This window comes from Actinomadura meyerae, from assembly GCF_900188445.1.
GTDB lineage: Bacteria > Actinomycetota > Actinomycetes > Streptosporangiales > Streptosporangiaceae > Spirillospora > Spirillospora meyerae.
On sequence record NZ_FZOR01000026.1, the window covers coordinates 1 to 16,292 of the forward strand.

Here is a 16,292-nt window from a genome sequence, read left to right on the forward strand (position 1 = left end):
GCAGGGTCGGCAGATCCCGTTGAAGGCACCAGGCCAGTCAGGCGTTGGGCCAGACCCCAGCGGGAGGCGCTCACCTACATCATCACTGTCAGGCGTCGCCGGGTTTGCCGAACTCTTCGATCAGGACGGGATACTGCTCCCCGCCGTGTCCGGCGGCGATCGAGCGGTCGGCCATCGCCTTGAACAACTTCGGCAGTTCGGCGTTGACCCCCGCTGCCTCGCTCTCCTCGATCAGGTGCGCCATCGCCCGCGCGTCGGTCTCCAGGGCCGACACCTCGGCCCGGAAGGAGCCGCTGTCGACCTGCTCGGCATGCCCGGGCAGCCATTCGGCCACAACGGTGGCGATCTGCTGCGCGAACGGCGCATACGTCGCGGCGTCGACACCGGCCGTCCTGAGCAGGGCGGTGCCCTGGAGCCAGGCGTTCAGGATGCTCCACATCATGGCCAGGCCGGCCACGTCGTACAGGGACGCCAGCCCGTGGTCCGCTCCGAGGTAGGTGCCGGTGCCGAGGGCATCGAGTGTGACCTGTGCGCCTCGACGTCCGGCTGTGGCCCGTTGAGCAGGATCACCGCCTCGGCGGTGCCGATCGCCGACGGGATGGCCATGATGGCGCCGTCCAGGTAACGGGCGCCGCGTTGCTCGGCCCATCGGGCGGCTTCCCGGGCCTGAGCCGAGGAGCCCGAGGTCAGGTTGATCAACGTCGTGCCGTCCAGCTCGATGTCGCTTCCGCCGAGCAGCTCATGCACGGCCTGGTAGTCGGTGACGCAGATGATCGTCAGGGAAGCCGCCTTGAGCGCGTCGCCCACCGTCGGCGCCAGCCGTGCACCCTCGGCCACCAGCTGGTCGGCCTTGGAGGTCGTACGGTTCCACACGGTCGTGGAATGCCCGGCTTTCAGGAACGCGCGGGCAAGTGCCCGGCCCATCAGGCCGAGGCCGATGACCGTCACGGATGTGTCGTTGTTGTCGCTCATGGCAGCATCGTCAACGTTGATACCGGTGTGAAGGTCAAGTGAGGTTTCGATGCTGATCGGGGAACTGAGCCGCCGGACGGGCGTCAACGCCCATCAGTTGCGCTACTACGAGGCCCAGGGCCTGCTTGAGGCGGACCGCGGTGCGAACGGTTACCGCGAGTACGACGAGGACGCGGTGCTGCGGGTGAGGCAGATCCGGCACCTGCTCGGTGCCGGTCTGTCCTCCGAGGACATCGCCTACCTGCTGCCCTGTGCGGTCGGAGAGGCCCCGGAACTGCTCGGGTGTCCCGAGCTGCTGGCCGCGATGCGGTCACGGCTGCGGCGGCTGGACGATCAGATGGCCGGGCTCGCTCAATCCCGCGACGCCCTTGCCGACTACATCGATGCGGCCGAGCGAATGGGCAAGGAGAGCCATCCACCCTGTGACGATGCTGACCGGGAGCCCGTCCCCGCCTGATCAACCGGGTGCCCCGTTGTGCGGACGTCTCGACCACCGGCACTCCGCCCGCCTGCCAGGCCATCACCGCTGACCGGGCCTGGGGATACGAGCGCGCGGAGAAAGAGCAGGACGCTTCACCCGGAGATTCGGTGCGCTGACCTGAGTTACTGGAAAGTCCAGAGGCGGGTCGTGCCCGCGCCGCTCGTGGTGGCGAAGCTCTGGCCGTGAGGGGCGAAGGTCACCGTCTGGTCGTCGTCGGGGTCGCCGGGGAGCGTCGCCCTGTTGCGGCCGGTCGGGATGTGCCACAGGCGGATGTTCGTCTTGTCGGCCGTGACGAGGGTGTCGCCGTCCGGGCTGAACGCCATGGCCCGGACGGAGCCGTCCAGGTCCTTGACGGTCTTCTTCAGTGCGCCGTCGCCGGCGTTGCGGAGTTCGAAACCGTGGTAGCCGCCGGTGGACACCGCCACGGTCTCTCCGTCCGGGCTGAAGGCCAGGGACGGGATCTCGGTGGCGTAGAGCGGCTCGACCTCGGTGCCCTTGCCGGTCGAGACGTCCCAGAGGGTGAAGCGCCCGGACAGGGACCGGTCGCCGGCGAGCCTCCCGCCGTCCGGGGAGAAGGCCAGCGCCTTGGCGCCGTAGTCGATCCTCATCGGGACGGCCTTGCCGGTGGCGATGTTGAACACCTGGACGTACACGGGGCCGTTGTGGCTGCTGACGGCGAGCGACCGGCCGTCCGGGCCGAACTCCAGCGCCGGGCCGCCCCGCAGGCCCGTGATGGTCTTGCGAAGCTGCCCGCTCGCCGTGTCCCAGAGGTGGACCTTCCCGTCCCGGCCGCCGGTGGCGAGAGTGCTCGCGTCGGGGCTGAAGGCCATCGGCCGCTGGTAGGTCTCGTCGGAGTCCTTGATCTCGTGGGCGGTGACCTGCGCGGTGGCGACGTCCCAGCGCAGGATCGAGGAGAAGCCCGCGCCCCACAGGGCCCGGCCGTCGGGGGAGAACGCCAGGTCGAAGATCGCCACCTCCGAACTCGGCAGGGTGACGCCGGTGGGGACGCCGATCGGGGTCTTCGGGGCGTTCTTCCGGGCGGCGGGCGCGCCCGATGGCCAGAGCAGGACGGCCGGGACGGCCACGGCGGCGGTCGCGGCGGCGGCCGCGCCGCCGAGCAGGAGCGCGCGGCGGGGAAGGCGGCGCGGCGGCGGGCCGTTCAGCGCCGCGAGGACCTCCGGGACGGGCGGCCGCCGCGCCGGGTCCTTCTCCAGGCAGCGGACGACCAGGTCGCGCAGGTGCGGGTCGGCCAGCCCGGCGATGTCGGGCGGCGCGCCGACGATCTTGTGGACGATCGCCGGGATGGTCGCCGCGTCGAACGGGCCGCGCCCGGTGGCGGCGTAGGCGAGCACGCAGCCGAGCGCGAACACGTCGCTCGGCGGGCCGGTGTCATCGGCGCGGACCTGCTCCGGGGACATGAACGAGAACGTGCCGACGACCGCTCCGGTGGAGGTCAGCGCGGTCGCGTCGGCGGCGCGGGCGATGCCGAAGTCGATGATGCGGGGGCCGTCCGGGCTCATGATGATGTTGCCCGGCTTGAGGTCGCGGTGGACGAGCCCGCACGCGTGGATCGCGGCGAGGCCCTCGGCGAGGCCGGCGCCGAGCTCGCGGACCGCGGCCGGGTCAAGGGGCCCCTGCCGCTGGACGACCTGCCGCAGCGACGGGCCGGGGACGAACGCGGTCACCATCCACGGCGAGGCGGCGTCCGGGTCGGCGTCGACGACCTGCGCGGTGTGGAAACCGCCGACGCGGCGGGCCGCCTCGATCTCGCGGGCGAACCGGCGGCGGAACCCCGGGTCGGCGGCGTACTCGGCGCGGACGGTCTTCACCGCGACCTTGCGCCCGCTCGGCGACGCTCCGAGGAACACCTCGCCCATGCCTCCCGCGCCGAGCCGGCCCTCCAGCCGGTAGGGGCCGACCTCGCGGGGGTCGTCGTCGCGCAGCGGATCCACGGTCAGACCTTCCAGAGCGTGACGGTGCCGTTCGGGCTGACGCTGCCGACGGCCGCGACGAGCCGTCCGCCGGGGGCGAGCGCGATCTGGTCGACGGGCTGCGGGTGCCCGACGAGCGTCGAGGTGAGCGCCCCGGTGGCGGTGCTCCAGACGCGGACGGTCCGGTCGGAGCAGGCGCCGAGGACGGACGAGCCGTCCGGGGAGAGCTGCACGTTGCGCACCTTCGCCTCGCCCGTCTCGATGACGCGGACGGCGCGGCGGGCGGCGACGTCCCAGATCCGGACCGTCGCGTCCGGGCCGGAGCTGGCGACGCGCCGCCCGTCGGCGCTGAACGCGACGCCGGTGACCTTCTCGGTGTGCCCGGTGAGCTTCCCGCGGCCGCGGAGCGTCCGGCCGTCGAGGAGCTGGACGGAGCGTCCCGGCGGCTTCCTGGAGCCGTCGGCCCCGACGGCGACGGTCTTCCCGTCCGGGCTGTAGGCGACCGCGTTGGCGCCGCCCCCGAGGCCGAACCGCGCCCGGATGCGGCCGGTGGCGGCGTCGAACAGCCGGGCGTCGGGGTTGGCGCCCGCGATCGTGCGGCCGTCCGGGCTGTAGGCCAGCGCGTTCAGGCCGAACTCGCCGGTCCGGACGTTCACCTTCAGCCGCCCGGTCGCCACGTCCCAGATCAGCAACTGGCCGGGCATCATGGACGAGCTCGCCAGTGACCCGCCGTCCGGGCTGAACGCGAGCGCGCCGACCCAGCCCGTCTTGCGGAGCGTGCGGAGCACCCGCCCGCTCGCGACGTCCCACAGCGTGATCGTGGAATCGGTGCCCCCGGCGGCGACCGTCCGCCCGTCGGGGCTGAAGGCGACCTCGCTGAGGCTCTTGACCTCCGGGGCGGTGAGCGCCCCGGTCTGGGGCACGAGCCCGTCCGGCCGGGGCGGTGAGGCGGGCGGCGGCGCGGCGGCCGGTTTCTCCTCCCCGCGGGTCAGGAGGAACGCCGCCGGGGCGCCCACCGCGGCCGCCGCGGCGGCCGCGGCCCCGCCGATGATCAGCGCGCGCCGGCCGACCGGCGCCGGGGCCGCCGCCGGGGCGTCCCGCGACCGGGTCGCGCTGAGCGTCGCGCCGGCGAGCGTGCCGGGTTCGCCGGGTGACGGGCCGGTGTCCGGCGGGGGCTCGATGCTCTCCGGCGCGGTGATGAGCGCGTCCAGGGCGGGCCGGGCCGCCGGGTCCTTGGCGAGGCAGGCGCCGATCATGTTGCGGAGGTCGTCGGGGAGGGCCGACAGGTCCGGCTCGTCGTGCAGGACGCGGTGCACGATCGCCGGGATGGTCGCCGCGTCGAACGGGCCGCGCCCGGTCGCGGCGTAGGCGAGCACGCAGCCGAGGGAGAACACGTCGCTCGGCGGGCCGGCGGCGTCGGCGCGCACCTGCTCCGGCGACATGTAGGCGTAGGTACCGACGACCGCTCCGGTGGAGGTCAGCGCGGTCGCGTCGGTCGCGCGGGCGATGCCGAAGTCGATGACGCGGGGGCCGTCGGCCGCCATGATGACGTTGCCGGGCTTGAGGTCGCGGTGGACGAGCCCGCACGCGTGGATCGCGGCGAGGCCCTCGGCCAGCCCGGACGCGAGCGCCCGCACCGCGCCGGGATCGAGCGGCCCGCGCTCGGCGACGACCTCCCGCAGGGACGGGCCGGGGATGAACGCGGTGACCAGCCACGGCGACGCGGCCTCGGGGTCGGCGTCCACGACCTGCGCCGTGTGGTACCCGCCGACGCGGCGGGCCGCGTCCACCTCGCGGGCGAACCGCGCCCGGAACCGCTCGTCGTCGGCGTACTCGGCGCGGATGACCTTGACCGCGACGCGGCGGGCGCCGGGGGAGACCCCCAGGAACACCTGCCCCATGCCGCCCGCGCCCAGCCGGGCCTCCAGCCGGTAGGGTCCGATCTCCCGGGGGTCACCGGGACGCAGCGCTTCCATGAACCACCCGTCGTCGGGTCCGGACACGACCGGTGATTTCTAGCAGACATGATCGTTCTTTCGAAGGCGCCTCGCACCGGATGTGACGCAGAGCATGCCCGTGCGGACCGCGCGTGCGGGAGTCACCGCCCACTTCCATGATCGGAATGTCGCAGACGATGGGGATCGCCGGGTTCGTCGGCCAGGCGGGCGATCTGACCGAGTGCCGGGGCGGAACGGACCTGATCGGCCGGGACGAGGTGCAGGCGTGGCCGGCATCGATCACCGACCCGGACGCCGCCATGGTGACGGCGCCGGGCGAGCGGGCGCACCCGGCCTGAGCGTCCGTCAGGCGCGGACGGCCGTGGCGACGACCGTGGTGTAGCCCATGGTGAACGCGCCGCCCGCCGCGTCGATGGCGGCGCCGATGTCCGCGAGGATGCGCTGCTGCTTGTCCGCCGGGACCCGGGAGTGCAGGCCGAAGGTCGGGACCTGCTCCAGCCACTCGTCGCGGGTGTAGCGGCGCTCCCACGAGAAGCGCCATTCCTCGGGTTCGCCGAACCCGCCCGCCTCCCGGATGCCGTCGGACGCCTTGCCGCACATCAGCGAGTACGCCTCGGGCCCGGGCAGCGGCTGCTGGAACAGCGGCGAGTCGGGCATGGCGCGGCGGTACGCGGCGGCCAATGCGTCGCCGAGGTCTGCGGGAGGCTGGAACGAGTGCCAGAACACCGCCAGGCGCCCGCCGGGACGCAGTGCCTGCGCGGCCTTGGCCGCGCCCGCGACCGGGTCGACCCAGTGCCACGCCTGACCGGCGACGACCGTGTCGAACGTCCGGCCGGCGGGGTCCCAGTCCTCGATCGTGGACACCTCGACCGGGACGCCGCCGCGCTCGGCCAGCTCGGCCATGCGGGCGTCGGGCTCGACGCCGAGGACGCGGCACCCGGCCGCCTGGAACTGGCGGGCCGCGATGCCGGTGCCGCAGCCGACGTCGAGGACGGCGGGCCCGACCTCGGCGAGGCGCGCCACGAGGGCGTCCGGATAGGCGGGACGCGTCCGGTCGTAGCGCTCGGCGTCCGCGCCGAACGACTCCGCCACGTCGCGTGCCCGGTGGGGCTCGTTCGCTAGAGTGGGCATGTGCCCACCATAGTGGGCGCTTGCCCACTTGTCGAGAGGACGATGCGACGTGCCCACAGGGGTGGCTCTCCGGGACGTGCGGGAGCAGCTGTTCGACGCCGCCGAGCAGGTGCTGCTGCGGGGCGGGCCGAGCGCGCTGACCAGCCGCGCGGTCACCGACGAGGCCGGGGTGGCCAAGGGGGTGCTGCACCGGCACTTCACCGACTTCGACGCGTTCCTCGCCGAGTTCGTCATCGACCGCGCCGGGCGGATGGCCCCGCAGGCCGCCGCGCTGCGCGAGTCCGCCGGGACGGGCGAGGTCGCCGGCAACCTCACCGGCGCGCTGGCGGCGCTGTTCGGCTCCGTCGCCGTCGCGATCGTCCCGCTGATCACCTTCCGGACCCAGCTCCGCGTCCGGCTGCGGCGGGTCTGGCCCGCCGGGGTCCCGGTGCTGACCGAGGCCGTGGACGTGATCGAGGGCTACCTGGCCGCCGAGCGGGACCTCGCGCGCCTGCGCCCCGACGCCGACATCGGCACGCTCGCGCCCACCCTGATCGGGGCCGCGCACCTGCTGTTCGCCGACCAGTCGGGGCCGCCGCCGGAGCCCGAGGCCGTCCGGAAGATGGTGGTGACCGTCATCGCCGGCGCGCTCCCCTGACCGCGAGCCTCTGACCGTCGCCCTCTGACCGCCGGCGCCTGACCGCCGGCGCCGCTACGGGGCGGGGGAGCGCAGGCGGGCGTAGACGTCGCCCGACCGGCCGCGCGGGCGGATGAGCTCCAGCCGCCGCCGCAGCTCCTCGGCGCCGAGCCAGCGCGGGCTCGCGAGCCGCATCGTCTCGATGGGGGAGTAGTTGTACTCGTACGCGCCGAGCCGCTCCACCAGGGCCAGCGCCTCCAGCGCGGCGTCGTGCGCCGACGGGACGTACTCGAACGACAGCGCGGGCACCGGCCGCGACAGGCCCGCGAGGACGTCCGCCTCGAAGCCCTCGACGTCGATCTTGCAGAAGGCGGGGACGCCGTGCGCCGCGACGAGGTCGTCCAGCGTGGTCACCTCGACCTCGACCTCGCGGTCCCAGCGGACGCGGGCGAAGCTGCCGTCGGTCGCCACCGAGCTGATCCAGCCGGGCGACATCGAGGACACCGTCGGCGTCGCGGTGGACAGCGCCAGGCTCGCCCGCCCCGGCTCCGCCCCGGCCGCCCCCGGCACGATCGCCACGTCCCCGTCGCGGCCGAAGAACAGCCGCAGCACGCGCAGGCAGTCGGGCTGCGGCTCGACCGCGACCACCCGCGCCCCGAGGCTCCGCCAGACCCGCACCCGGCCGCCCACGTGCGCGCCGATGTCGAACGCCACGTCGCCGGGCCCGATGAACATGCCGTACAGCCGCCTCGCGCGGCGGTGCTTGCCCGGTACCCCGTAGTACATGACCAGCGACCGGGCGATCCCATAGGCGCGCAGCAGCATCCGCCGACCCTACCGCGATGGGCGCCGCGCGGACGGCCGTGCAACAGATACGGGGCCGGGCGCGTCCTTGGGGCGAAGGAAGGACGGGTCTTTGGACGATGACGGCGTGACGTACGAGGAGTTCGTGACGACACGTGCCCAGGCACTGCTGCGCTACGGCTTTGTCCTGACCGGGAACGCCGACGACGCGGCGGACCTGCTGCAGGAGAGCCTGATCCGGCTGCGCGGCGCCTGGGGGCGGGTCCTCAACAAGAACGATCCCGAGGGGTACGTCCGGAAGATCATGGCGCGGCAGCACATCAGCGTCTGGCGGCGGCGAAGACGCGAGCACCTGATGGGCGCGGTGCCGGAACGGCACTACGACGACCGCGGCCTGGAGCGGGCCGAGAGCGACCCGCGGCTGTGGGAGGCGCTCGCGGTGCTTCCCCGCAGGCAGCGCGCGGTGCTGGTCCTGCGCTACTACGAGGACCTGTCCGACGAGGAGATCGCCGGGATGCTCGGCATCTCGCGCGGGACGGTCCGCAGCCAGGCCGCCCGCGCGCTCGACAAGCTCCGCGCGGACTGGCGCCCGGCCGCCGCGTCCACGATGGGAGGCCGCCATGACTGATGAACCCATGACCGATGAACCCATGACCGATGAACTGGGCACGGCCCTGCGCGGCGCGCTGGCGACCGCCGCACGGGAGGCCCCGGCCGTCCGGCCCGGGCTGCTGGAGGCCGTCGAGACGGCGCACACCCGGCGGCGCCGCCGCCGGGTGGCGGCCGCCGCGCTCGGGACCGCGCTCCTGCTCGGCGGGACGGGCGCGATCGGCGCGGTCGCGCGCTCCGGCGACGGCCCGCCCCCGGTCGCCGCGCCCGGCGCGCTGGAGCCCGTGCCGGCCGACGGCCTCGGCACGCCGGTCAAGGTGCGCGAACGCTGGCCGGACGCCGTCCGGACCGTCCCCGGGCGGCTGCCCGGCGGGACCGCCCTGCACCCCGTCGCGCTGCTGGACGGCGACGTGCTGGTCGGGGCGACCTGGGCGTCCCTGCAGCGCCCGGACGAGCTGTGGTCCTACGACCTCGGCACCGGCCGGGCCGACCTGATCACCGACATCGTGATCCCGCGCGGATCGAGGATCTTCGCCTCGGACTTCACCATCGCGCGCGGGCAGGTCGTCTGGTGGCTGTCGTACCGGGCGGGCGGCCGCGACACGGTCGAGGTCTGGGGCGCGCCGCTCGCCGGCGGCCCCGCGCGCAAGATCACCGGACTGCCGGGGAACGACGTGACCGCGCTGCTCATCGACGGGGACGACGTCGTCATGGGGGCGGGCGGCGCCGTGTACCGGGCGCCGCTGGCGGGCGGCGCGCCCGCGAAGGTCCCCGGCACCGACGGGTTCAGCATCGTGGCCTGGCCGTGGATCGGCTCCCCCGCGTCCCGCGAGGGCGGCGTCGGCACCATCAGGTTCGAGTCGCTGCGGAATCTGGCGACCGGCGAGCGCCGCGACGCCCGCCTCGCGCCGTTCAAGGGCGCGTGGTCGTGCGATGTGACCTGGTGCGTCGGCGGCCCCGCGTCCGGTGTCACCTACCGCGGCGACATGAAGACCGCCGTGCAGAGCCGGGACGGGAAGGCCGGCAGGACCCTTCCCGACACGCCCCTCGGGGCGGTGCAGGAGCTCATCTACGGCCGGTACCTCGCGTACTTCCCGGGCGGCCTGGCCAGGACGAAGACCCACGTCCTGTACGACGTCGAGTCGGGTGAGCTGCTCGACACCGGGATACGGCGGACCAACGAGGTGATGGGGGCCGCGCGCAACGAGCGCGACCCGCAGCACTTCTTCACGACCAGGAGCGGGACCGTGCTGCTCGACCTGTCGAAGATCCGCTGACGGCGCCCGCCCGGCCCGTGCCGCCCGCCCCGCGCTCGCGGGACGGGCGGCGCGGCGGGTCAGGACGGCGGGAGGCCGAGCGCGCGGGCGATCAGCATGCGCTGCACCTCGGAGGTGCCCTCGCCGACTTCGAGGATCTTCGCGTCGCGGTAGAACCGGCCCACCGCGTACTCGTTCATGAACCCGTAGCCGCCGAAGACCTGCGTGGCGTCGCGGGCATTGTCCATGGCGGCGTTGGACGCGACGAGCTTGGCGATCGCCGCCTCCTTCTTGAACGGCTCGCCCCGCAGCATCTTCGCGGCGGCGGCGTAGTAGGCGAGGCGCGCGGTGTGGGTGCGCGACTCCATGTCGGCGATCTTGAACTGCATGGCCTGGTAGCGGCCGATCTCCTTGCCGAACGCCTCCCGCTCCCGGACGTAGCGGAGCGACTCGTCGACGCAGCCCTGGGCGAGGCCCACCGACAGCGCGGCGATCGCGATGCGGCCCTCGTCCAGGATCCGCAGGAACTGCGCGTAGCCCCGGCCGCGCTCGCCGACCAGGTTCTCGGCGGGCACCCGCACGTCGTCGAACGACAGCTCGCGGGTGTCGGACGCCGACCAGCCCACCTTGGAGTACTTGCGGCCGACCGTGAAGCCCGGGGTGCCGTTCGGGACGAGAATCGTGGAGATCTCGTTCTCGCCGGTGTAGGCGGTCACCGTGACGAACGCGGTGATGTCGGTGCCGGAGTTGGTGATGAACGCCTTCGACCCGTTGATCACCCAGGTGTCGCCGTCCAGCCGGGCGGTGGTGCGCATGCCGCCGGGGACGTCGGAGCCGCCGCCCGGCTCGGTCAGCCCGAACCCGGCCAGCCGCTCACCGGAGGTGAGCACCGGCAGCCACCGCTTCTTCTGCTCCGGCGACCCGAACCGGTAGATCGGCATCGCGCCGAGCGAGACGCCCGCCTCCAGCGTGATCGCCACCGACGAGTCGACGCGCGCGAGCTCCTCCAGGGCCAGGCACAGCGTGAAGTAGTCGCCGCCCATGCCGCCGTGCTCCTCGGGGAACGGCAGCCCGAACAGCCCCATCTTCCCCATCGCGGCGACGATCTCGTACGGGAACTCGCCGCGCTCGTACAGGTCGCCGATCACCGGGGCGACGGTCTCGCGCGCGAACCGCTCGACGGTCCGGCGCAGCTCCTCCTGCTCGTCGCCGAGCGTGAAGTCGATCATTGGTCTCACTCCGATTCGCGGGACGGTTCCGGGGACGGCTCCGGGGACGGCTCCGGGGACGGCTCCGGGGACAGGGCCTGGACGACGCGGGACGGGCTCGGGCGGCCGAGGTGCCCGGCCATCCAGCGGCTGGTGGCGGCGAGCGCGCCGAGGTCGACGCCCGTCTCGATGCCGAGGCCGTTCAGCATCCAGACGAGGTCCTCGGTGGCGAGGTTGCCGGTGGCGCTCTCGGCGTAGGGGCAGCCGCCGAGGCCGCCGGCGGAGGCGTCCACGACGGTGACGCCGGCCCGCAGCGCGGCGAGGGTGTTGGCGAGGGCCTGCCCGTAGGTGTCGTGGAAGTGGACGGCGAGCCGGTCGGGGCCGATGCCCGCCGCGCCGAGCGCCTCGATCAGGGCGGTGACCTGGCCGGGCGTGCCGACGCCGATGGTGTCGCCGAGGCTGAGCTGGGAGCAGCCCATGTCCATCATCCGGGACGCCACCGACACCACCTGGGAGATCGGCACGTCGCCCTCCCACGGGTCGCCGCACACCATCGAGACGTAGGCGCGCACCCAGAGCCCCTCGGCGCGCGCGCGTTCCACGACGGGGGCGAACATCGCGAGGGACTCGTCCACCGTGCGGTTGAGGTTGCGGCGGGCGAACGTCTCCGTCGCACTGCCGAAGATCGCGATCTCGGTCACGCCGTTGCCGAGCGCCCGTTCGAGGCCCCGCTCGTTCGGCACCAGGACGGGGTAGCGCAGGTGCGGCGAGCGCGGCAGGACGTCCAGCAGCTCCTCGGCGTCGGCGAGCTGCGGCACCCACTTCGGATGGACGAAGCTGGTGGTCTCGATCGTGCCGAGCCCGGCGTCCGCCAGCCGGGTCACGAACTCCGACTTGACCCCGACCGGGACGACCGCCTTCTCGTTCTGCAGCCCGTCCCGGGGCCCGACCTCGTAGATCGTGACCCGCTCGGGCAGGCCGGAGAGGGGTACCCGCATCCTTCTATGCCTCCTCGATCACGGCCAGCACCGCGTCCAGCGCGACCTGCGCGCCCGCGCGGACCGGCAGCCGCGCCACGACGCCGGCGAGCGGCGCGGTGACGGCGTGCTCCATCTTCATCGCCTCGACGACCACGAGCGGCTGCCCGGCCTCGACCCGGTCGCCCTCGGCCGCCTTCACGGCGAGGACCGTCCCCGGCATCGGGCTGCGCAGCACGCCGTCGCCGGCGGCGGCCGCCGCGGCGCCGCCCTCGGCGCGGACGTGCTCGCTCAGCGCCCACGCGTGCCCGTCCCGGCCGAGCCACAGTGTGGCGCCGTCGCGGGCGGCCTCGAACGAGGTCGTCCTTCCACCGTAGGTCAGGGTGAACCTGCCGGTCGGCGCGCCGGTCAGTGTGCCGGTGAGCGCGCCGCTCAGCGCCGCGTCGACCGGTTCGGCGCCGCCGACGGCGACGCGAGCGGACGCGGCGCGCCCCTGCACGCGGACCTCCACCGGCTCCCCGCCGGACGGGGTGATGATCCACGGCGCCCAGGCGTGCGCGCCCGGCCGCCAGCCGTCCGGGATGTCCCACGGGTCGTCGCCGGACTCCAGGGCCCGCATCCGTTCCAGCGCGGCGGCCGCCAGGACCTCCGGCGGGACGGACGCGCCCGCGACCAGGCCGTCCAGGGAGCGCTCGACGAGCCCGGTGTCGAGATCGCCGGACACCACCGGCGGGTGCCGCAGCAGCGCCCGCAGGAACGCCACGTTCGTCGGGACGCCCAGCAGCGTGTACGAGGCGAGCGCCCGGTCGAGCCGGTGCAGGGCCTCGGCGCGGTCGGCGCCGTGCACGACCACCTTGGCGAGCATCGGGTCGTAGGAGCCGCCGACCTCGGTCCCGGCGTCGAGGCCGGAGTCGACGCGGGCGCCGTCCGGCTCGCGCAGCGCCAGCACGCGCCCGCCGGTCGGGAGGAAGCCGCGCGCCGGGTCCTCGGCGTAGACGCGGGCCTCGATGGAGTGGCCCTCCAGCCGGACGTCGTCCTGCGTGAACGGCAGCGGCTCGCCGCACGCCACCCGGAGCTGGAGCTCCACCAGGTCGAGGCCCGTGACCAGCTCGGTGACCGGGTGCTCGACCTGGAGCCGGGTGTTCATCTCCATGAAGAAGAACTCGCCGGGCCGGTCGGCGGAGACGATGTACTCGACCGTCCCGGCGCCCACGTACCCGACGGCCCGCGCGGCGGCGACGGCGGCGGCGCCCATGCGCGCGCGGGACGCCTCGTCCAGCAGCGGCGACGGCGCCTCCTCGACGATCTTCTGGTGGCGGCGCTGCAGGCTGCACTCGCGCTCGCCCAGATGGACCGCGCCGCCGTGCGCGTCGGCGAACACCTGAATCTCGATGTGCCGCGGGTTCTCCACGAACCGCTCGGCGAGCAGCGTGTCGTCGCCGAACGAGCCGCGCGCCTCGCGGCGGGCGGACGCGATCGCCTCGGGCAGGCCGGCCGCGTCCCGGACGAGCCGCATGCCCTTGCCGCCGCCGCCAGCGGACGGCTTGAGCAGCACCGGCAGCCCGACCTCCAGCGCGGCGGCCTCCAGCTCGGCGTCGGACAGGCCCGGCTCGTCGCGCCCCGGGACGACCGGCACCCCGGCCGCCGCGACCGTCCGCTTCGCGCGGATCTTGTCGCCCATCGCCTCGATCGCCTCGGCCGGCGGGCCGATGAACACCAGCCCCGCCTCGCCGCACGCCCGCGCGAACGCCGTGTTCTCCGCCAGGAACCCGTACCCCGGGTGGACGGCCGACGCCCCGGCGGCGCGCGCCGCCCCGATGACCGCGTCGATGTCCAGGTAGGACGGGACGCGCAGGGCCTCGTCGGCCTCCCGCACATGGCGGGCCCCGGCGTCGGCGTCGGTGTGCACCGCCACCGCGCGGACGCCGAGCCGCCGCAGGGTCCGGAACACGCGGACGGCGATCTCCCCGCGGTTGGCGACCAGGACGCTGTCGAACATCAACACCCTCACATCCGGAAGACGCCGTAGCCGACCGGCTCCAGCGGTGCGTTGGCGGCCACCGACAGCCCGAGGCCCAGCACGCGCCGGGTGTCGAGCGGGTCGATCACCCCGTCGTCCCAGAGCCGCGCCGTCGAGTAGTACGGGTTGCCCTGCGCCTCGTACTGCTCGCGGATCGGCGCCTTGAACCCCTCCTCCTCGGCCGCGGGCCACTCCTCGCCGCGCGCCTCCATCTGGTCGCGGCGGACGGTCGCGAGGACGCTCGCGGCCTGCTCCCCGCCCATCACCGAGATGCGGGCGTTCGGCCACATCCACAGGAAGCGCGGCGAGTACGCCCGGCCGCACATCGCGTAGTTCCCGGCGCCGAACGAGCCGCCGATCACCACGGTGAACTTGGGGACGCGGGCGCACGCGACGGCGGTGACCATCTTCGCGCCGTGCTTGGCGATGCCGGACGCCTCGTACTCGCGCCCGACCATGAACCCGGTGATGTTCTGCAGGAACACCAGCGGGACGCTGCGCCGGTCGCACAGCTCGATGAAGTGCGCGCCCTTCTGCGCCGACTCCCCGAACAGGATGCCGTTGTTCGCGACGATCCCGACCGGGTGCCCGTGGATCCGCGCGAACCCGGTGACGAGCGTGGCGCCGTACTCCCTCTTGAACTCCTGGAAGCGGCTGCCGTCCACGATCCGGGCGATGACCTCGCGCACGTCGTAGGGGGTGCGCGAGTCGGGCGGGACGATCCCGTACAGCTCGGACGGGTCGGCTGCGGGCTCCTCGGCGGGCGCGACCTCCCACGGGCGCGGCTCGCGCGGGCCCAGCGTGGAGACGATGTCGCGGACGATCCGCAGCGCGTGCGCGTCGTCCTCGGCGAGGTGGTCGGTCACCCCGGAGGTGCGGGAGTGTAGCTCCCCGCCGCCGAGCTCCTCGGCCGTCACGACCTCCCCGGTCGCGGCCTTCACCAGCGGCGGCCCGCCGAGGAAGATCGTCCCCTGGCCGCGCACGATGACGGCCTCGTCGCTCATCGCCGGGACGTAGGCGCCGCCCGCCGTGCACGACCCCAGCACCGCCGCGATCTGCGGGATGCCCCGCGCGGACATCGTGGCCTGGTTGTAGAAGATGCGGCCGAAGTGCTCGCGGTCGGGGAAGACCTCGTCCTGGCGGGGCAGGAACGCGCCGCCCGAGTCGACCAGGTACAGGCACGGCAGCCGGTTGTGCAGCGCCACCTCCTGCGCCCGCAGGTGCTTCTTCACGGTGACGGGGTAGTACGTGCCGCCCTTGACGGTGGCGTCGTTCGCGACGACGACGCACTCGCGGCCGGACACGCGGCCGACGCCGGTGATGATCCCGGCGCCGGGCGCCTCGTCGCCGTACATGCCGTGGGCGGCCAGCGGGGACAGTTCCAGGAAGGGCGAGCCGGGGTCGAGCAGCGTGTCGACCCGGTCGCGGGGGAGCAGCTTGCCGCGCGCCGTGTGCCGCTCGCGGGCCCGCTCCGGCCCGCCGCGCCCGGCCGCGTCGACGCGCTCGCGCAGCTCGGCGACCAGGGCCTCGTTGTGCGCGGCGTTGGTCTTGAACGCCTCGCCCGCGACGTCGGCGCGGGAGCCGATCTCGGGTCCGCCCATGCCTCCCCTTCCCCGGTTAACGTTCATTAACAATGCCGATGTTAACGCTCGTTAACAACCCTAGTCTAGACTGGCCCCCATGACCTCCCAACGGGCCGCGGAGCTCGGCGCGCCCGGGCCGCCGAACCCGCGCCGGGCCGAGATCCTCGCGGCCGCCGCCGAGCTGTTCGCGCGGCGCGGCTACCACGGGGTGTCGATCGGCGACCTCGGCCGCGCCGTCGGGCTCACCGGCCCCGCCCTCTACCGGCACTTCAGCGGCAAGGAGGCCGTCCTCGCCGAGATGCTCCTCGACATCAGCGAGCGGCTGCTCGCCGAGGGCGTCCGGCGCGCCGCCGGCCCCGACCCGGCGCGCGCCCTCGACGCGCTGCTGCGCTGGCACATCGCGTTCGCGCTCGACAACCCCGCGCTGATCACCGTGCACGAGCGGGAGCTCGACAACGTGCCCGAGCCGCAGCGGCACCGCGTCCGGCGCCTCCAGCGCGCGTACGTGGAGGAATGGGTGGCCGTCCTGCGCCGGATGGACTCCGGCCTCCCCGACCGCCGGGCGCGCGCGGCCGTGCACGCCTGCTTCGGCCTGCTCAACTCCACCCCGCGCAGCGCCGCCGGGCTCGACCGCGAGGCGATGGGCGACCTGCTGCACGCGATGGCGCGCGCCGCCCTCACCGGCCTCCGGCAGTCCTAGAGCCGGCCGGGCGGCCCCGGCCGGGCGCCGCCCGCGTCAGCAGGAC

Annotated in this window: 16 protein-coding genes; 6 read left to right on the forward strand and 10 right to left on the reverse strand. The window is 74.3% G+C overall.

Annotation, left to right across the window (positions count from 1 at the left end; translation table 11 throughout):
- Nucleotides 1-88: 88 nt before the first annotated feature.
- Both CHF16_RS41515 and CHF16_RS41520 read right to left on the reverse strand, forming a co-directional pair.
- Complete coding sequence (locus tag CHF16_RS41515) at nucleotides 89-457, reverse strand: imine reductase family protein (RefSeq protein WP_245869148.1); 369 nt, start codon at nucleotides 455-457, stop codon at nucleotides 89-91.
- A complete protein-coding gene (locus CHF16_RS41520; protein ID WP_245869150.1) occupies nucleotides 439-972 on the reverse strand; it encodes an NAD(P)-dependent oxidoreductase in 534 nt (177 codons plus the stop codon). The genes CHF16_RS41515 and CHF16_RS41520 overlap by 19 nt, the downstream gene beginning before the upstream one ends.
- Before the next feature lie 49 nt (nucleotides 973-1,021).
- Here CHF16_RS41520 and CHF16_RS24430 point away from each other — a divergent pair, with 49 nt between their 5' ends.
- Nucleotides 1,022-1,429: a MerR family transcriptional regulator gene (locus CHF16_RS24430; RefSeq protein WP_089328461.1), complete on the forward strand. Its 408-nt coding sequence runs from the start codon at nucleotides 1,022-1,024 to the stop codon at nucleotides 1,427-1,429.
- Nucleotides 1,430-1,575: 146 nt separating this feature from the next.
- On the opposite strand, the gene CHF16_RS24435 is transcribed toward CHF16_RS24430, so the two are convergent.
- Together CHF16_RS24435 and CHF16_RS24440 are read right to left on the reverse strand one after the other, a co-directional pair.
- Nucleotides 1,576-3,405 carry a WD40 repeat domain-containing serine/threonine protein kinase gene (locus CHF16_RS24435; RefSeq protein WP_089328462.1) on the reverse strand — a complete coding sequence of 610 codons (1,830 nt, stop codon included), beginning with the start codon at nucleotides 3,403-3,405 and terminating at the stop codon, nucleotides 1,576-1,578.
- 2 nt (nucleotides 3,406-3,407) lie between these two features.
- Complete coding sequence (locus tag CHF16_RS24440; RefSeq protein WP_089328463.1) at nucleotides 3,408-5,387, reverse strand: WD40 repeat domain-containing serine/threonine protein kinase; 1,980 nt, start codon at nucleotides 5,385-5,387, stop codon at nucleotides 3,408-3,410.
- A gap of 119 nt (nucleotides 5,388-5,506) precedes the next feature.
- Here CHF16_RS24440 and CHF16_RS40435 point away from each other — a divergent pair, with 119 nt between their 5' ends.
- Nucleotides 5,507-5,680, forward strand: a complete 174-nt coding sequence (locus tag CHF16_RS40435; RefSeq protein WP_179271681.1) for a hypothetical protein — start codon at nucleotides 5,507-5,509, stop codon at nucleotides 5,678-5,680.
- A 7-nt stretch (nucleotides 5,681-5,687) separates the two neighbouring features.
- Here CHF16_RS40435 and CHF16_RS24445 read toward each other — a convergent pair whose 3' ends face one another.
- Nucleotides 5,688-6,473, reverse strand: coding sequence for a class I SAM-dependent methyltransferase (locus CHF16_RS24445; RefSeq protein ID WP_089328464.1), 786 nt, complete (start codon nucleotides 6,471-6,473; stop codon nucleotides 5,688-5,690).
- A 49-nt stretch (nucleotides 6,474-6,522) separates the two neighbouring features.
- Here CHF16_RS24445 and CHF16_RS24450 point away from each other — a divergent pair, with 49 nt between their 5' ends.
- Nucleotides 6,523-7,110 carry a TetR/AcrR family transcriptional regulator gene (locus CHF16_RS24450; RefSeq protein ID WP_089328465.1) on the forward strand — a complete coding sequence of 196 codons (588 nt, stop codon included), beginning with the start codon at nucleotides 6,523-6,525 and terminating at the stop codon, nucleotides 7,108-7,110.
- Between the two features lie 54 nt (nucleotides 7,111-7,164).
- Here CHF16_RS24450 and CHF16_RS24455 read toward each other — a convergent pair whose 3' ends face one another.
- The gene (locus tag CHF16_RS24455; RefSeq protein ID WP_089328466.1) at nucleotides 7,165-7,914 is read right to left on the reverse strand and encodes an FkbM family methyltransferase; all 750 of its coding nucleotides are present in this window, start codon (nucleotides 7,912-7,914) and stop codon (nucleotides 7,165-7,167) included.
- 91 nt (nucleotides 7,915-8,005) lie between these two features.
- On the opposite strand from CHF16_RS24455, the gene CHF16_RS24460 reads away from it, so the two are divergent.
- Together CHF16_RS24460 and CHF16_RS24465 are read left to right on the forward strand one after the other, a co-directional pair.
- On the forward strand, nucleotides 8,006-8,521 hold the full coding sequence (locus CHF16_RS24460) for a SigE family RNA polymerase sigma factor (RefSeq protein WP_089328467.1): 516 nt from the start codon (nucleotides 8,006-8,008) through the stop codon (nucleotides 8,519-8,521).
- A complete protein-coding gene (locus tag CHF16_RS24465) occupies nucleotides 8,514-9,779 on the forward strand; it encodes a TolB-like translocation protein (protein WP_143228104.1) in 1,266 nt (421 codons plus the stop codon). The genes CHF16_RS24460 and CHF16_RS24465 overlap by 8 nt, the downstream gene beginning before the upstream one ends.
- 59 nt (nucleotides 9,780-9,838) lie before the next feature.
- Here CHF16_RS24465 and CHF16_RS24470 read toward each other — a convergent pair whose 3' ends face one another.
- The 4 genes from CHF16_RS24470 to CHF16_RS24485 are packed head-to-tail and all read right to left on the reverse strand — an operon-like array spanning nucleotide 9,839 to nucleotide 15,564.
- Nucleotides 9,839-10,987, reverse strand: coding sequence for an acyl-CoA dehydrogenase family protein (locus tag CHF16_RS24470; RefSeq protein WP_089328469.1), 1,149 nt, complete (start codon nucleotides 10,985-10,987; stop codon nucleotides 9,839-9,841).
- Between the two features lie 5 nt (nucleotides 10,988-10,992).
- Nucleotides 10,993-11,964, reverse strand: coding sequence for a hydroxymethylglutaryl-CoA lyase (locus tag CHF16_RS24475; RefSeq protein WP_089328470.1), 972 nt, complete (start codon nucleotides 11,962-11,964; stop codon nucleotides 10,993-10,995).
- A gap of 4 nt (nucleotides 11,965-11,968) precedes the next feature.
- Nucleotides 11,969-13,942, reverse strand: coding sequence for an acetyl/propionyl/methylcrotonyl-CoA carboxylase subunit alpha (locus tag CHF16_RS24480; RefSeq protein ID WP_089328471.1), 1,974 nt, complete (start codon nucleotides 13,940-13,942; stop codon nucleotides 11,969-11,971).
- Nucleotides 13,943-13,950: 8 nt separating this feature from the next.
- On the reverse strand, nucleotides 13,951-15,564 hold the full coding sequence (locus CHF16_RS24485) for a carboxyl transferase domain-containing protein (protein ID WP_089328472.1): 1,614 nt from the start codon (nucleotides 15,562-15,564) through the stop codon (nucleotides 13,951-13,953).
- A 79-nt stretch (nucleotides 15,565-15,643) separates the two neighbouring features.
- On the opposite strand from CHF16_RS24485, the gene CHF16_RS24490 reads away from it, so the two are divergent.
- Nucleotides 15,644-16,246 carry an SACE_7040 family transcriptional regulator gene (locus CHF16_RS24490; RefSeq protein ID WP_089328473.1) on the forward strand — a complete coding sequence of 201 codons (603 nt, stop codon included), beginning with the start codon at nucleotides 15,644-15,646 and terminating at the stop codon, nucleotides 16,244-16,246.
- Nucleotides 16,247-16,292: the final 46 nt, after the last annotated feature.

Bases quoted from the DNA above. Each gene is read 5' to 3' on its own strand.
- CHF16_RS41520 (WP_245869150.1), bottom strand. From the start codon at position 972: ATGAGCGACAACAACGACACATCCGTGACGGTCATCGGCCTCGGCCTG.
- CHF16_RS24475 (WP_089328470.1), bottom strand. From the start codon at position 11,964: ATGCGGGTACCCCTCTCCGGCCTGCCCGAGCGGGTCACGATCTACGAG.
- CHF16_RS24490 (WP_089328473.1), top strand. From the start codon at position 15,644: ATGACCTCCCAACGGGCCGCGGAGCTCGGCGCGCCCGGGCCGCCGAAC.
- CHF16_RS24480 (WP_089328471.1), bottom strand. From the start codon at position 13,942: ATGTTCGACAGCGTCCTGGTCGCCAACCGCGGGGAGATCGCCGTCCGC.
- CHF16_RS40435 (WP_179271681.1), top strand. From the start codon at position 5,507: ATGTCGCAGACGATGGGGATCGCCGGGTTCGTCGGCCAGGCGGGCGAT.
- CHF16_RS24470 (WP_089328469.1), bottom strand. From the start codon at position 10,987: ATGATCGACTTCACGCTCGGCGACGAGCAGGAGGAGCTGCGCCGGACC.
- CHF16_RS24485 (WP_089328472.1), bottom strand. From the start codon at position 15,564: ATGGGCGGACCCGAGATCGGCTCCCGCGCCGACGTCGCGGGCGAGGCG.
- CHF16_RS24455 (WP_089328466.1), bottom strand. From the start codon at position 7,914: ATGCTGCTGCGCGCCTATGGGATCGCCCGGTCGCTGGTCATGTACTAC.
- CHF16_RS24445 (WP_089328464.1), bottom strand. From the start codon at position 6,473: ATGCCCACTCTAGCGAACGAGCCCCACCGGGCACGCGACGTGGCGGAG.
- CHF16_RS24430 (WP_089328461.1), top strand. From the start codon at position 1,022: ATGCTGATCGGGGAACTGAGCCGCCGGACGGGCGTCAACGCCCATCAG.
- CHF16_RS24465 (WP_143228104.1), top strand. From the start codon at position 8,514: ATGACTGATGAACCCATGACCGATGAACCCATGACCGATGAACTGGGC.